Raw genomic sequence first — 14,112 nt, 5'->3', positions numbered from 1 at the left:
AATTAACTCTGGAGCAATGGGGGCGATGGCGGCAGCCGCAACTCGCAGTGTGCCTCAGCTGTCGCTCCAAGTTCCTAACAGATTCCATGACCTTCGTCCATATTTGCCTCGGCGAGGCTCATTTCCCTCTCGATGAGGCCTTTTTGACGACGCGGTAGGATTCACTTCATGTTACGGCCTGGCCTGTTGCTCGCACTGTCTCTGACGGTTACTTTCGTCGATGCCCTTCTAGGCACAGATTTCGCCATCCGCAACATCCCAGTTACGCGGGGGCTTGTCCCCTCCCGCGACCGGACTTTAACCGGCTAGAAGATGCGTACTTCGCTGGGCACGCCAAACAGCAAAAACTGCCGACTTTTTGTCGACAGTCTATCAGATAATTGATTCGACGATATTTTGGGGTCAGCCCCTGCTCCTTGTCCGCTTAGGTCCCCATGCAAACAGCCGTGCAAAACATGCTTATTCGCGAGATGAACCTGCATCTGTATGGAAGCGATAAACAGTAGTTGCGTTAAAAACTTCGCCGGGTCTCAGAACCGTCGAGGGAAAAGCCGGCTGATTAGGCGAATCGGGCAGCCGCCTCGGTTCCAGCGTGAACGCGTCGCCTTGCCTGTACTGTCTTCCCGAAGCCCCCAGCAGGCTCGAGTCCAGAAAGTTGCCCGTATAAAATGCCATGCTGGGTTCTGTCGTCCATACTTCCATCGCTCGGCCGGAAGTTGGCTCATAGGCGCGAGCCGCGAGTACAGGCTCTGTCCCTCCGCTTAATACATAGCTATGATCGTAGCCTTTGGCATTCCGGATCAACGGATGAGACGAGCGGATTCTGGCGCCAATTGTCGTCGCCTTCCTGAAGTCGAGCGGCGTACCCTCTACCGACAATATCTTCCCCGTCGGGATAAGCTCGGCGTCCACTTCAAGCACGCGATTGGATTGAATCGTCAGCAGATGGCCTTCGACGCTGCCGTTCCCCTCGCCTGCCAGGTTGAAGTAAGAATGATTGGTCAGGTTCAGCACGGTAGCCTTGTCCGTAGTCGCCTCGTAATCGATGCGAAATTCATTGTTGTCCGTCAATGTATAGGTAACAGTCGTGCGAAGTGTTCCTGGAAAACCTTCCTCGCCATCCGCGCTGGTATATTGGAGCCGAGCGCTGGAACCAGACGCTTCAACGGACCAAAAGACTTTGTCGAAGCCCTTATAACCGCCGGCCAAACTGTTTTTTCCGTTGTTGGCGGACAGCTCGTGAACAAAGCCGTCAAGCTCGAATCTGGCATTGCTAATACGTCCGCTGTATCGGCCCACGATGGCGCCAAAGTAGGGCTGCGGCTTCAAGTATTCTTGCGGATCGCTGAAGCCAAGCACAACGTTGCCAAGCAGGCCATGACGATCGGGTGCCAATAGCTCGGTGACTGCGCCGCCGTAATCGAGAAACTTTAACGACATGCCGCTTGCGTTTTTCAATTGATAAACGTTCATATCAGGCTCCTTCTCATTTAATCGGCGATTCGATCCACTTCATCAGGGCCTGATTGGCCTGCAAACGATTAAAGATGTTTTCTTGCTGCACGACTTCATCGATTTGGACCGAATTTTTCGGAATTTTGCCTAGTGAGACATTCTGCTCAACAAACAGATCTCCGGCCTTCTTCCAATACAACGGCGAATCAGCCGCGTAGACGCCTTCCTTCGCTTCTTCCAGCGTATTGAACACGACGAAGTCCGCAATCATCTGCTTGGCATCTTCCATCGTGAGATCGGACGAGGCGTTCGTTTTGACGTAGTCGATCATGGGCTGCAGCGTTTGATCCGGCTTTTCCTTCAAGTACCGCGTCATTCGGTAATGGATAGCGGTAAGCTTCTCCACCACGTCCTCATGCTCCTTCAAATACTTCGCCGTCACGGCCGAATTGCTAAACCAAAGTCCAGCTGCACCCAACGCTTCGTTGCCTGCGACCGAAATATATCCCGGTTCCTTAAGAATTTTCATCTGCTGCGGCAAGCTGCCGGTGTACAGATCCCCCTCGCCTCTCAGAAAAGCCGTGGCCGCTTGCGCGTCATTTTGGAAGTTCATCACCTTTACGTCACCATACGTCATTCCCACATTTTTCAACGCAGAGCTCAGCATGCTGCTGAAGGACGATTCGACCATCATGAACGTTTTTCCTTTTAACTGCTCCATCGTCGCTTTTTGGGCAGCGGCAAAATCGTTCCCTTTTTCCTCCATAAGCTGCTTGAAGCTTTTCAGTTTTCCTTCTCTTCCGATATACACGAAGCCTTTGAACTGGTTATTGTTCAGCACGATCCGAAGATCGTCGGCGTTCGGAAGCAGCGGTACGAAGGAGCCCATCGCGCCCTGCACGGCATCAATCGATCCGTTCAGCAGGGCTTGCACCGCCTGGCTCTCGCCCGCAAAAGGAACGAGCTCCAGATCGATCCCTTGCTCCAGGTCCACCCCCAGCTTATGCGCGGCTACGAACAAGGTATAGTCGAAGTACGGCAGTACGGCCATCCTGACCTTCCGGACTTCTCCAGGTTCAGCGGAGACCGTCGCGCCTGCCTCTGAAGTGCCCGTCGCTGCCGAACTCGCTCCGGCGGATGCGTTGGAGTCGCCTTTCGTCCCCCCGCCGCAGGCAGTAGCCGTTAATGCAAGCAACATTACGAAAAGCAGAATGATACCCCATCTTTTTACCATATCTCCCTCTCCTTTTCTTAGTGCAATGCACTGTTTTTATGATTTCGGTCGGTCCACGCCGTAAGGCGCGATTCCAGAACCGCGATCAACCGATCCACGATCAAAGCCAGAACGCTGTACAATATGACGATGGCGAAAATACCGCTCGTATTCAAATATTGCTGCTGCACGATCATTAGGTAGCCGAGACCGGTCTGCGAGCCCATAAATTCCGCCGCTACGTCTAGTCCGAAGGAAGAGGCGGCCGCCAGGCGTATCGCGCCTACCAGGTGAGGTACGATATTGGGCATAACGATCGTGCGGAATACGGCTTTGCGATCCGCGCCCAGCGTGTAGGCTGCCTGAATATAAATGCTCGGAATGTTCCTGACCGCTTCCGAAGTCGTCACCCCCATGATCATCGAGCACCCAAGCGCGATCAATCCGATTTGAGGCGCGGCGCCGATTCCGAACCATAATACAAACATGGGGATTAACGCGAACACCGGCACCGGGCGAAGCAGGTCGAATATCGTGCCGAATGCGTACAGAAAGCCTTTGCTGTAAGCCATTAAGATGCTGAGTGCAATGCCGATAGCAGAGCCGATCAAAAATCCTGTAAAAATCATGGAGAGACTTGTCCAGGTCGCTTCAGGAAGCGAAGGTCCCAAGGAGACGTAGGAGCGTAAAACCGCTTCGGGGCTCGGCAGGAATAACGGTCTGACCAGCTCCAGCTGGGTTACGATATACCAGATTACTAGTATAAGGAGCAGAGGAATGCTTTTGACCCAGGCTTTGTATGTTTTGAATTTTCTGATTAATGATGGCGGCTTAGTACCGCCTCTTATCGTCGACTCAGTGATCAAGCTCCTCGCCCCCTTTTCCGGACAGCGCGTTCAGAATATCCTGAAGTTGTCCCCGTTTCTCCTGGAATTCTGCGGTCATCTTCAAACCGATACGCCGCGGACGCGAAAAGGAGGGATCGATTTCTAAATGAATGTGGCCGGGATCTGCGCCGAGTATAATAATGCGGTCCGCCAGAAACAGCGCTTCTTCTAGATCATGGGTGACGAAGCATACGGTTTTGCCCGTCTCCTCCCAAATTTGTACGGTCTCGACCTGCAGCTTTTGTTTGGTCATGGCATCCAGCATTCCGAACGGCTCATCCATCAGCAGTACGTCCGGATTGTTTGCGACAGCACGCGCCATATCCACCCGCTTTCGCATGCCGCCCGACAATTCCTTGGGCAGCATCTTGCGAATGCCGTGCCGAGTCAGACCAACCATCCGCAGACAGCGGTCTACGGCCTCTTCCCTTTCAACGCGGGCTATGCCTTTTAATTTAAGACCGTATTCGATGTTCTGCTCGACATTCAACCACGGAAATACCGAATCATCCTGAAAAACGACCGCCCGATCCGCTCCCGGCTTCGCAGTCGGCCTACCGCCGATTAACATGGTGCCGGCGGTAGGCTTTAGCAGCCCGGCAATGACTCGCAGCAGCGTGGATTTGCCGCAGCCCGACGGACCGATAAACACGACGAATTCGCCTTCCTTGATGTGCAGGTTGATATCGTGAAGTGCAACCATCTGCCGATTTCGCGTCTCGTACACCATTTGAATATGCTGAAGCGATATTTTGACGGCTCGATCGGATGAGGCGATGCCTGCTGTTCGCTTATCGGCTTCCATCAATGCCGACGCCTCCCTTCGCGATATAATGAAGCACCTCGTTCTCCGTCGGGCAACCGTCCGCGTTTTTCTGTATGCTCAGGCCGGCGAATGTACAAGCGAATGACAAAGCTTCCGCGATCGCGCGATTCTTAATCCAGTAGGCGTGCAAGAACGCCAGATTGAACAGATCTCCCGCACCCACCGTATGTTCGACCTCCATCATGGCCGCTCTCGCTTCGGAACGTACAGCTTCGCGGATGGCCAATGCGCCCTCTTTCCCTTTTTTGACGACGAGGAGTGGCGCCGCATCCGAATTCGAGGCCTCCGAGAGCGTCCGCTCCAGCTGCTTTGCGGCATCGTCGACGTCTTGAAGCGCGGTGATTGCCCTGAGCTCGTCCGCATTCAAAAACACAGCGTCGCATGCGATCAGCGCCGAGAGCACCGGCTCTCTGGACGCCCAGCTCTCTTCGGACCAGATCAAGTCGACGGCAACCAGCCTTCCTTCCCGCTTCCAGGCTTGCACCCGATCTACAAACAATGCGAGAGGCACTCGCGGCGGGAGACACCAGCCGGACAGAAATACGATGTTTCCCGAAGGCAGCGACATCTCCCGGAACAGTTGCTCCATGCGATCCAAGACGCCGGGATAGGTAAGGAACAAACGCTCGCCGTCCTTCCGGATGCAGGCGAAGGTCTGACTCGTCCGCTCCGTCTCATGAAGAGCCATGCCTTCCGTCGGGAGTCCCAGCCTTCGAATCTCCTCCTGAAGGAAGCGCCCTTCGTTATCGTTGCCGATCCAGCCCATCCCGGCAAAAGGCGTTCTGAGCGCCGAGGCAGCGATCGCCATATTGCCGATATTGCCGCCCAGTTTTCTCCGAGGCTCACCGATGATTGTCTCCTGTCCCCATTCCGGCAAACGATCCAGCCGGGGTAGATAGAGGTCGACCGTAAAATCGCCGATACCGATCACAGTTGAAGCCATTGTTTCACTCCTTTCGGGTTACTTTGTCCACGAGAATGGGCTGTACCGTTGTTAATCCCTTCATCCGGGCATAACTGGAATAGATCATATGAACGACAAAGGCGTACACGAGCGGCTGCAGCTCCTTGCGAATCCCGGGCAAAAGAACGGTCGGCAGGTCGGAGGGGATCTGCTGTGCCTCCATGGAAATAACAGCCGCGACGTTCCGGTTTCGGACGTGAATGTCGTGGAGCAGCTCTACTTTGCGCTTTAGCGTTCCGTCCATCGGAGCAAGCACAAGCAAGGCAACGTCGTCCCGCGCCAGCAGCTCGATCGTACCGTGCCGAAGCGTGCCTCCCGTAACAGGAATCGATGGAACCTGGATCTCCTGATAGTCGAGCGACGCTTGGTTCGCCACGCCGGTCAAATAGCCCTGGGCTTCGATTAGAATGGTTTCCTTGTTCAGCAGCATGGCGGCAATCCGTTCCGCCCGATCCCACTGCTTCATCGCTTCGTTCAGTGCGGTCACCGCTTCGCCGACCCATGCGGACGGTTTAATCGGAAATTCGTATCCGAGTCCGATGCCTATCGCCAGCGCGTAAGCTAACGACAGCGTAAACGACTTGGTGTTCGTGAAGGCTTCCTCGTTGGCGTGAAACTGACAAAGGTGGTTGGCCCTTTGCGCCAACGGGCTTGCCGCGTTTTCCGTAATTCCGATCACGATCCGATCCGGCGAGACGGATTTGACCAGTCTTACGATTTCGGCGGATTCGCCAGACCTGCTCATAACAAACAGAGGACGCATATCTTTGGCAAGCGGATAATCGTAATCGAGCAAATCCGTTGTATTGACGAGCGCCCCATTAAACTTTCCGATATTTCGCAACCACATCTCCATTGCCTGCATGGCATAAAAGGATGTCGCGATTCCAGTAAATACGTATCCGCCGCTTAAGTCGATTTTTTTGACCATGCCGATTACCCGCTCGATCATTTCCACGTGATTGGATAAAGAGATCGGCTGTTCCTTTATGTCTTCTACCAGGGCCTCTAAACTCATAGATGTCTCTCCTTCTCCGGTAGCAAACCGTACAGCTTTTCGGCAGCCTCGGGCGTCACTTTGCGTCGTTCGATATCCAATTCCACTAAGTTACGCGGGCGGTCCAGGGGCGAACCGTAGCCGGCTCCGCCGCCGATCGCCATCTCCAAACGATCTCCCCGATGGACGACCGCGCTGCCTTTAGGCGGCAGAAATTCCTCGTCGCCGTTCACACGAGTGACCTTCAAGAATGCGCAGGCTCCGTCATGCCCGCCAAGGATACCCGGAGCCGGGTATTTGAAGCGATCAGAGTATACGGATACATGAACGTCATCCTCTAAAAATTCGTACGAACGATAGGCGCCAAGTCCTCCGCGGGTTGCGCCGGCGCCGCCGGAATCCGGCCGGAGTTCGTATCTGGTTACGCGCAAAAACGGAGTCGCGATTTCCAGCGTTTCGACCGGCGTATTTTTGCAGTTCCCGAGCGGGTCGTCCAATTGATCGGCGCCGTCGTTATTCGGACCGGCCCCGTATCCTCCGCCCAGCTGTTCGCTGATCGCGTAGAACTTGTCGCCGCGCCAATGCATATCCAGTTCGGTACGCTGATCGTAGCCGGGCGCGGGCACGCGATGAGGAATCGCCTGGAACAACGCTTTTAAGATCGCCTGGAAAATACGCATAACCAGCACGTTGCGGCCTTCTACGGGCGCGAATTCGATCGGATTTACGATGCTTCCCTTCGGCGCCGTAATTTGAATGGGACGATAGGCGCCGTCGTTAAAGGGGATGAGGGGGTCGGACAAAATCATCTTCAGCGCGGAGTAAGTGCTTGAAACGGTTGAAGCCCACGGCACATTGATTGCCGTCTTCACTTGGGGAGAGGAGCCTTCAAAATCGACGGTTAACGTATCTCCTGATACGTTCAAGCAAACTTGTATGACGACCGGCGTATCGCCGATGCCGTCGTCGTCGGCTTGATCCGTGCCATAGTATCTGCCGTCCGGCACCTGACTGATGGAGCGCCTCATTGCGGTTTCCGTATAGTCCAAAAATTGCTCGCAAATCGCGAGTATGCTTTCCTTTCCGTATCGCTCCAAAAGCTGATGGAGTCGCCGGCGCCCCGTCTCGTTCGCGATCAGCTGCGCGTTGATGTCGCCGATCGTGTCGTCCGGAATGCGGATGTTCGCCCGAATAATCTGCTCCATTAATCCTCCGTTCCAGTCGCGGGACAAGGAGAACGTAATCGGCGTGAAGCGCATCCGCTCCTCGAAAATATCGCGCGCATACAGGTTGAAGCCCGGCGAATGGCCCAAATCGACGTGATGGCCAACGCTGCCGGAGAATGCGATGAGCTGACCATTCCAGAACACTGGCGAGAACAAGTAAATGTCGGACAGATGCTGGCCGCCGTTGTACGGATCGTTAAGTATGATGACGTCGTCCTCGGTCAGTGCGTCGGCGTTGATTTTTTTTAACGCTCCGTTGAGCGCGGGACTTACCGAGTTCATATGAAGAGGGATGTTCTGTGATTGGGCAATGATTCGGCCCTTGGCATCCGCAAGAAACGTCGACGCATCGGCCGCTTCGCGGATGACCGTCGAATAGGCGCTTCGGAGCAAATCCGCGCTCATTTCTTTGGCGATGGCCAGCAAATTGTTCGTGACGATATTAAAAAGCGCCGGATCGATTCTCATCGCGTTGCCTCCTCTTTTATCAGCAGCAGGCTGCCGTTTCTCAGCATGTAGCCGGCCCATCCGGTCGGGATGTAGCAGGTCGTCGAGCTCTCTTCCACGATTGCCGGACCTTGCACCGGCGCGAGCGGAGAAATGCCGTTCCAGTTGTAGAAGCTGCAGGTCACCCATTTACCCTGAATCAGTACCTGATTCTGCTCGACAGCCGAGAGAGAAGGATCAGGCCGATAGCCTAACATGTCTCCCGTTTTGTCCTTGCGCGAGATGATCGCCCGAATGCGATAGTTCACGATCTCGACGGGAATATGCGGCGACTTGTACCCGTAGCGTTTTAGATGAGCTTCATGGAATTGCTCGGCAATCGTCTCGCCGGATGTAGCCGGGCTGTCCAGGTCGATCGGCAGCTCGAACGCCTGCCCTTGATATCGAACATCGCAGCTAAACTGATATATTGTTTCTGCACTGTGCAATCCATATGCGGACATATCTTGCGCCGTGCGCGATTTAAGCTGGTCGAATTCTCCGTTCACGAATGCGGCGTCCGTATCCCTGCATAACGTAACCCGCGTCTGGACGTTATCGCGGATAATGTCGGCGACGAGCAGTCCGAACGAGGACAGAATACCGGCATAGCGAGGAACCAGCACCTGATTCATTCCGATCTCCTCGGCCAGATTCGCGGCGTGAAGCGCGCCGCCGCCACCGAAGGCGACCAGCGTATAGTTGCGGGCGTCATAGCCGCGTTCGGTGGATACGAGCCGGATCGCCTGAATCATATGCGCCTCTACGATGCGCACCATCGCTTCCGCCGCGTCTTCGGGCGATACGCCGAGCTTTGCTCCCAACTCGTCGAACGTGCGCCTGCTCGCATCGACGTCCAGCGGATAAGAGCCCCCCGCAAAATGCTGCGGTCGAATGAATCCCCGGTACACGAGCGCGTCCGTAATCGTAGGCTGCGTCCCACCCCGGCCGTAGCATGCAGGCCCCGGATCGGCACCTGCGCTGTGCGGGCCGACGCGAAGCATATTCCCGTCGTCCAGCCAGCCGATGCTTCCGCCGCCCGCTCCGACGGTCGTAATGTCGAGCATCGGGACGGCGATCGACAGGCCGTCGATTTTATTTTCCGTCGAGACCATCGGGACGCCCCGGTTCACGAGACATACGTCCGCGCTTGTGCCACCGATATCGAACGTAATAATATCGGAGATGTTTGCCTGCTCAGCCATGTAGATGGCTCCCGTCACGCCTGCCGCCGGGCCCGACAGCAAGGTTCGGGCTACCTCGTTCCGAAGCGCATGAACCGGAATGATGCCGCCATTGGATTGGGTAATCATAATCTCTCCGTTGAACGACCGGCGGCGGAGCTCGTTCTGCAACGATTCGACGTAACGAATCATAACCGGTGCGATGTAGGCGCTGATGGAAGTCGTGCTGGCCCGCTCGTATTCGCGGAACTGGGGGAGTATATCCGAGGAGGCGATGATCGTGGCGTCCGGCATCCGCGATTCGAGCACCATTTTTGCTTTTTGTTCGTGCTCGGCATTGGCATAGCTGTGGAGGAAGCAAATGCCGACGGCTTGAATGCCGTTTGCGTGCAGCTTGTCCGCGATCGCGGCGATATCGTCCTCCCGAATCGGGGTCAGGATTTCACCGCGATGCGAGAGTCTTTCATGAACGGGGTATACGTGATTGCGAGGAATGACGGACGGCGTCCGCTGGTAGAAGAGATCGTATATATTTTCTTTGTCGCCGCGCTGGATTTCCAGAATGTCGGCGAACCCTTCCGTGACAAGAAGCGCCGCCTTAAACCCTTTGCGCTCTAAAACCGCGTTCGTCGCGACCGTCGACCCGTGCAGCAATTCGACCGTATCGCTCCAATCCGACTGCAGTTCGTCCACGCCTCGAATGACGCCCAATTCTGGCGATTTCGGCGTAGAGGGTACCTTCAGCGTTTTTAGCGAAGTTTGATCGCCCGCTTGCTCGATCAGAATAATATCGGTAAACGTGCCGCCGATTTCTACTGCCAATCGTTTTTTGGAATCCAAAGTAAAGCCCCTTTCAAAATTTGTTGTCTTAATGTAGGAACAAATTATTCTGGAAAAAAACGCTCATTCGATTAGAATAGCGTTTCTTCTGCTTTGCGGATTCTGGCATACTCGGATGACTCGCTGAGTTCTATTAAAAATTCCATTGCCTCGCTGTTATAAATCGTATTTTCATGTTCGAACGGTTTTCCGTTCTTCAAATACGTAATGCCGGTGACAAACAAAGCGGGCGCTCCCTGATTTTCGTCAAGCAGCAGCGCATCCGCCGGACTTAACGATATGGCTCTAAGCACCTGGCTTGCGTTCTGAAACTCGAAGCCGTACGTATTGGAGACGTATTCCCACAGCGAGCCTTTCAAATGTTCCTCCGTAAGGTCCGGACACAGGAATTGCGGAATCCAAACGCGCTCCAGCAGTATGGGCAGATCGTCGGCAAATCGGACCCGCTCAAAATACCACACGGCATGTTCCCGGCGAATTTCGAGACTTTGCGCAACCTTCTCCGACGGAAGCTCCGCCGCAAAATAAATGACCTTCGAGGACGGCACCATGCCGGCGGACTCAATAATGAAGCTAGTGCTCTTCACTTGCCTCACGTCGCGTGCTACATGCTTCCTCAAATAGTTGCCGCGCACTTCGGTCGTCAGCGGCGCAGCGTTCACGAATGTTCCCCGGCCCTGCTCCCGATAGATAATGCCTTCATTCACGAGACTGCTCAGCGCAAGTCTGACGGTCGTTCGGCTTACTCCGTATTTGTTCGTTAGCTGTTCCTCGGTCGGGAACAACGACTGCGGCGGGAACGCTCCGCTTGCGATCTGTTCTCTTAGTATTTGGGTTAATTGGTGCACGAGCGGAATTGGACTCGTTCGATCAATTGCGTCCAGCAAGCAGCCCCCCTTATTGTTGTTATTAGTAAGATACAAATTTGTATTAACTAGATAATAAAGGGGCGGATGAAATATGTCAATATTCATGACGCGAATAAATCGATTGATTATTAAAAAAAAATGAATGCGGTAACATTCTATTCAAAATTCGGTTTTATTAAGTCCGTCATTCCGCGTGTTAGTTTATCTAACTTCGATTTACAAGTGAGTGCATCCATAATGATCTTTTTGCGTGATAATGCCCGATTAAAAGCCAAAAGGCTAGCGGCAAATAAAGCAGAACAAGCTGGTTCCCGGCGCAACACCGAAACCAGCTTGATTGTTTTTGCCCGCTAACCTTCAATTTACTCTTTAGGCAAAAGCATCTCGAATAACGAACCTGTTTCGAGCTTGTCGTTCAGCCATTCTTCTCCCTCGACGAATAAGCTTTTCTGTACTTTAATGATCCCGCTCCGACTGGCCAGCCGGTTCATTTGGTTTTGCATCAGCCTGGAGTTGCACAGGACGATGACTTGCTCACAATGAGGCAGGAACCACCGCTGGAGCTCCTCCCATTCCTCTCTGACCTCCTGCTGGAAAACGATCGGTTGCCTGTGAATCATCATCTTTCGATTATCGACCAGCAATTTGACTTTTCCGGACTCAAGCCGCAGACAGGCGTTTTTCAGATCCGAGGAGATTTGCTTGACTTCATCTAAACTGATCGCGCCCGTTACTTGCCAAGCGATGAGATTGTCCGCCGCTTCGACACGATAGTTAAAACGCTCCTCGAACGGCCTCTCCAGCGCTTTTTTCAGAGAAGCCGCATCAAAGGGAAATCGCTCATGGTGGAAAAAATAGCCTATGTCGACATCCAGCGTATTGCAAAGCAGCTCGATATTTTTGAGGGAGATATTGCGCGTGCCGCGCTCTACCCCACCGATATACGTAGGGTCCAAACCCGAACGGGCGGCAAGCACGTCCTGCGTCATATTCGATCGCAGCCGCAGCTCCTTTAAGCGCAAGCCAAAGTCCTCTAGTATACTCATCGGACAACATCGCTTCAACGCGGATTCATCATCATTGCCTGCTTTCATACCACTTCTCCACGCACGCTTTAATTCCCTCCGGATCGTCCAGCTCCAGAACAACCTTCAATAGTTCTTGAGATTCGCGCCGATCGATCCGTGAGATCAGTTTGCGCGTGGCCAAAACGGAACTTCCGCTCACGCTGAATTTTTGCAATCCCATCCCCAGCAACAGAGGAATCGCCATCGGCTGCCCCGCCATTTCTCCGCACATCCCCACTTGGATCCGTTCGGCGACGGCGGCTTGAATGACATTATTGATCAGCCTCAGTACGGCAGGCTCCAAGCTGTTATTCATGTGCATGACCTTCGTATTCATACGGTCGGCCGCCATCGTATATTGAACAAGATCGTTCGTTCCGATACTGAAGAAATCGACAACCTTGGCGAAGCGGTCGGCCATGATCGCCGCGGCCGGCACCTCGATCATGATCCCGATTGGAATGGCGCGGTTGAACGGCACCCCCTCTTGGGCGAGTTCCGCCTTCGATGCCTCCACCGCCTCCATCGCGCTGTTCAACTCCTGCATCGTCGAGATCATAGGGAACATGATACTGACGTTCCCGATGGCGCTTGCGCGCAGTATTGCGCGCAAGCTGCGTTTTGAATAGATCCAATTTTTCCAGACTGATCCGTATGGCCCGGAACCCTAGAAACGGATTTTGTTCTTGGGGCAAATTCAGCGCAGGCAGTTCCTTGTCCCCGCCGATATCCATCGTCCGAATAACGACGGGGGCCTCGGGGCCGATCGCCTGTACGACGTCCCGGTAGACCCGATACTGCTCTTCTTCGTCCGGCAGATCATTTCTCTCCATGAACAGGAACTCGGTCCTAAATAAGCCAATTCCTTCTGCGCCCTGATCTGCGGCGGACAAAGCCTCTTTGACCGATCCGATATTGGCCGTCAATTCGACGAGGTGGTCATCTCTCGTTCGCGTAGGGCGGTCCTTATAAGATCGCAACGTATTCATTCGGCGAAGATGCTGTTCGCTTAACTCGCCATACCTCGCAAGATCGCCTTCGGAAGGTTCGAGTATCACGGTTCCTGCGACGGCGTCAAGGATAATCGTTTGGCCGTCCTTCACTTGTTCAAGACTCGCGCCCGCGCCGATCACGGCGGGCAGTCCCAAAGACCGGGCGATAATCGCGGTGTGCGAGGTTGCCCCCCCCAACGATGTGGCGAAGCCGATTACGGCGGCTTCATCCAGCTGCGCGATATAGGTTGGCAATAAATCCTCGGCGATCAGGATCTCCCGCTCGTTGTTCGACTCCGTCCGCTCAACCGGTTTATTCGATAAACAACGGCAGATCCGATCGCCGATATCCCGAATGTCGGCACTGCGCAATTGTAGATACGGGTCGTCCAATTCGCTCAATCTGGAGGCGATGGCTTCCGCAGCCACGCCAACGGCAAACTCCGCCTGTAAAAGCTCGTCCGTAATCTTGGTCCGAACCGAAGCCAGCAGCTCTTCATCTCGGATCAGATACAAATGCCCCTCGAATATCTCCGCTTCTTGTTCCCTATTGTCGCGAATCCACTTCGCATGCAATCGGGAAAGCTCGTCCGCAGCGCGAGTCAGCGCCGCTTCGAGCCGTTCAAGCTCCTTCGTCACGCCCGATGGAGCTATTCTGACAACCGACTGGCGCGAGTGGTCCTTCTTGCGAATGACTCGCGCCTTGCCGATCGCATAGCCGGCGGAAGCGGGGACGCCTTGCAAGATCATGGCTGCTGCACCTTCTTGGCAGGATTCTCTTCAATCGGAGAAGCGAGCAAATCGCCGATCGTCTTCATGGCTTCCGCCTCTCCTTCTCCTTCGGCGATCAAGGTCACCGTATCGCCGAATTTGATGCCGGCCGATAGGACGCCGATCAGACTCTTCGCGCTGAACCGGGCGCCCCCCTTCTCCAGGTGGATCGCGCAATTAAATTGCGAGGCCGACGCAACGATGGCTTTGGCCGGGCGCACGTGAAGCCCCAGCAGATTTTGAATGACGAATTGATTTTGCATCTTACCGTTTCCCATCCTTTCCTATTCATTGCGGTTAACGTTCGATCTCAAACGCAAGCAAACCCATTTCGC

12 protein-coding genes and 1 pseudogene are annotated in these 14,112 nt (G+C 54.3%); all 13 read right to left on the bottom strand.

The annotated features are described in order from the left end of the window. Positions 1–459 precede the first annotated feature (459 nt). The 13 genes and pseudogenes from PQG80_RS22500 to PQG80_RS22440 all read right to left on the bottom strand — a co-directional run bounded on the left by PQG80_RS22500 (position 460) and on the right by PQG80_RS22440 (position 14,040). Entirely contained in the window at positions 460–1,473 is a 1,014-nt protein-coding gene (locus tag PQG80_RS22500) for an aldose epimerase family protein (RefSeq protein WP_271753897.1), read from the bottom strand. A 13-nt stretch (positions 1,474–1,486) separates the two neighbouring features. Beyond that, positions 1,487–2,689 carry an ABC transporter substrate-binding protein gene (locus tag PQG80_RS22495; RefSeq protein WP_271753896.1) on the bottom strand — a complete coding sequence of 401 codons (1,203 nt, stop codon included), beginning with the start codon at positions 2,687–2,689 and terminating at the stop codon, positions 1,487–1,489. A 17-nt stretch (positions 2,690–2,706) separates the two neighbouring features. Continuing rightward, positions 2,707–3,534: an ABC transporter permease gene (locus PQG80_RS22490; protein WP_271753895.1), complete on the bottom strand. Its 828-nt coding sequence runs from the start codon at positions 3,532–3,534 to the stop codon at positions 2,707–2,709. Beyond that, on the bottom strand, positions 3,524–4,360 hold the full coding sequence (locus PQG80_RS22485; protein ID WP_271753981.1) for an ABC transporter ATP-binding protein: 837 nt from the start codon (positions 4,358–4,360) through the stop codon (positions 3,524–3,526). The genes PQG80_RS22490 and PQG80_RS22485 overlap by 11 nt, the downstream gene beginning before the upstream one ends. Further along, the gene (locus PQG80_RS22480) at positions 4,347–5,324 is read right to left on the bottom strand and encodes a carbohydrate kinase family protein (RefSeq protein ID WP_271753894.1); all 978 of its coding nucleotides are present in this window, start codon (positions 5,322–5,324) and stop codon (positions 4,347–4,349) included. The genes PQG80_RS22485 and PQG80_RS22480 overlap by 14 nt, the downstream gene beginning before the upstream one ends. A gap of 4 nt (positions 5,325–5,328) precedes the next feature. Next, positions 5,329–6,276 carry an SIS domain-containing protein gene (locus tag PQG80_RS22475; RefSeq protein ID WP_271753893.1) on the bottom strand — a complete coding sequence of 316 codons (948 nt, stop codon included), beginning with the start codon at positions 6,274–6,276 and terminating at the stop codon, positions 5,329–5,331. A gap of 83 nt (positions 6,277–6,359) precedes the next feature. Further along, the gene (locus PQG80_RS22470) at positions 6,360–8,036 is read right to left on the bottom strand and encodes a hydantoinase B/oxoprolinase family protein (protein ID WP_271753892.1); all 1,677 of its coding nucleotides are present in this window, start codon (positions 8,034–8,036) and stop codon (positions 6,360–6,362) included. Next, entirely contained in the window at positions 8,033–10,078 is a 2,046-nt protein-coding gene (locus PQG80_RS22465) for a hydantoinase/oxoprolinase family protein (RefSeq protein ID WP_271753891.1), read from the bottom strand. Before PQG80_RS22465 ends, PQG80_RS22470 begins: the two co-directional genes overlap by 4 nt. 71 nt (positions 10,079–10,149) lie before the next feature. Beyond that, on the bottom strand, positions 10,150–10,965 hold the full coding sequence (locus PQG80_RS22460; protein WP_271753890.1) for a GntR family transcriptional regulator: 816 nt from the start codon (positions 10,963–10,965) through the stop codon (positions 10,150–10,152). A 344-nt stretch (positions 10,966–11,309) separates the two neighbouring features. Further along, positions 11,310–12,041 carry a helix-turn-helix domain-containing protein gene (locus PQG80_RS22455; protein WP_271753888.1) on the bottom strand — a complete coding sequence of 244 codons (732 nt, stop codon included), beginning with the start codon at positions 12,039–12,041 and terminating at the stop codon, positions 11,310–11,312. Beyond that, on the bottom strand, positions 12,025–12,573 hold the full coding sequence (locus PQG80_RS22450; RefSeq protein ID WP_271753886.1) for a putative PEP-binding protein: 549 nt from the start codon (positions 12,571–12,573) through the stop codon (positions 12,025–12,027). Before PQG80_RS22450 ends, PQG80_RS22455 begins: the two co-directional genes overlap by 17 nt. 112 nt (positions 12,574–12,685) lie before the next feature. Further along, positions 12,686–13,756, bottom strand: a pseudogene (locus PQG80_RS22445) (putative PEP-binding protein); the annotation flags it as partial. Then, positions 13,753–14,040 (bottom strand): HPr family phosphocarrier protein, encoded by a 288-nt coding sequence (locus PQG80_RS22440; RefSeq protein ID WP_271753885.1) that lies wholly within the window; start codon positions 14,038–14,040, stop codon positions 13,753–13,755. The pseudogene PQG80_RS22445 and the gene PQG80_RS22440, both read right to left, overlap by 4 nt. Positions 14,041–14,112: the final 72 nt, after the last annotated feature.

It is taken from the genome of Cohnella rhizoplanae (genome assembly GCF_948329515.1).
Taxonomy (GTDB): Bacteria; Bacillota; Bacilli; order Paenibacillales; family Paenibacillaceae; genus Cohnella; species Cohnella rhizoplanae.
The sequence above is the reverse complement of the archived record's forward strand: the minus strand, read 5'-3'. Positions and strand labels throughout refer to the sequence as shown.

Coding starts and splice junctions, on each gene's coding strand:
- PQG80_RS22500 (WP_271753897.1), bottom strand. CDS start 1,473: ATGAACGTTTATCAATTGAAAAACGCAAGCGGCATGTCGTTAAAGTTT.
- PQG80_RS22495 (WP_271753896.1), bottom strand. CDS start 2,689: ATGGTAAAAAGATGGGGTATCATTCTGCTTTTCGTAATGTTGCTTGCA.
- PQG80_RS22485 (WP_271753981.1), bottom strand. CDS start 4,360: ATGGAAGCCGATAAGCGAACAGCAGGCATCGCCTCATCCGATCGAGCC.
- PQG80_RS22480 (WP_271753894.1), bottom strand. CDS start 5,324: ATGGCTTCAACTGTGATCGGTATCGGCGATTTTACGGTCGACCTCTAT.
- PQG80_RS22475 (WP_271753893.1), bottom strand. CDS start 6,276: ATGGTCAAAAAAATCGACTTAAGCGGCGGATACGTATTTACTGGAATC.
- PQG80_RS22470 (WP_271753892.1), bottom strand. CDS start 8,036: ATGAGAATCGATCCGGCGCTTTTTAATATCGTCACGAACAATTTGCTG.
- PQG80_RS22455 (WP_271753888.1), bottom strand. CDS start 12,041: ATGAAAGCAGGCAATGATGATGAATCCGCGTTGAAGCGATGTTGTCCG.
- PQG80_RS22450 (WP_271753886.1), bottom strand. CDS start 12,573: ATGATCTCGACGATGCAGGAGTTGAACAGCGCGATGGAGGCGGTGGAG.
- PQG80_RS22440 (WP_271753885.1), bottom strand. CDS start 14,040: ATGCAAAATCAATTCGTCATTCAAAATCTGCTGGGGCTTCACGTGCGC.